We start from the raw sequence: 928 nt of genomic DNA, 5'->3' as shown, positions 1-928 counted from the left end.
CCGTAGAAAGGATCATTTCAATGGAAGTAATCATTGAACGAGCATGTGGGATGGACGTCCATAAAGATAACATTACTGCATGTATCATGACACCAGAAGGAAAGGAGATTCAAACATTTTCAACGAAGACTGTATTTCTATTACAGTTAGTAGACTGGATTAAGCAACATGGATGTACTCATGTTGCCATGGAGAGTACAAGTGTCTATTGGAAACCGATTGTGAATTTATTAGAAGCGGAAGATATTGAATTTTTAGTGGTGAATGCTCAGCATATTAAAGCCGTTCCAGGACGTAAGACTGATGTGAAGGATGCCGAATGGATTGCCAAACTTCTTCGTCACGGACTACTCAAAGCCAGCTATATTCCGGATCGAAATCAACGGGAGCTAAGAGAGTTGGTTCGTTATCGTCGGAGTATTATTGAAGAGCGTGCTAGACAACATAATCGGATCCAAAAAGTATTGGAAGGAGCCAACATCAAGCTAGGCTCTGTGGTTTCCGATATTACGGGGGTTTCATCTACAAACATGCTTCGTGCCATTGCCGAAGGCGAGGAAGATCCTGAAACTCTAGCAAACTTTGCTCTACGTACATTGAAACGAAAAAAAGATGAACTTGAACTCGCTCTTAGGGGCTATGTAAGCCCTCATCAACGCCTCATGATCAAAACCATTTTAACTCACATTGATTTTTTAACAGAGCAGATTGAAATGCTAGATCAAGAAGTCGCACAGAGAGTGAACGCATACCAGGAAGATGTGGAACGACTCGATTCTATTCCTGGCATAGCTAAACGCATGGCAGAGCAGATTTTAGCTGAAGTTGGAACGAATGTAAAAGACCAGTTCCCCAGCGCAGCTCATATGTGTTCATGGGCTGGATTGGTTCCTGGTCATAACGAAAGTGCTGGCAAAAGGAAATCTTC

1 protein-coding gene is annotated in these 928 nt (G+C 42.3%); it reads left to right on the top strand.

Annotated elements, in window-relative coordinates:
* Nucleotides 1-20 precede the first annotated feature (20 nt).
* On the top strand, nucleotides 21-928 hold a 908-nt coding region (locus tag ABLT31_RS38770), incomplete at its 3' end, for an IS110 family RNA-guided transposase (protein WP_367761045.1).

The sequence above is a fragment of the Ammoniphilus soli genome (assembly GCF_040813775.1).
The sequence above is the reverse complement of the archived record's forward strand: the minus strand, read 5'-3'. Positions and strand labels throughout refer to the sequence as shown.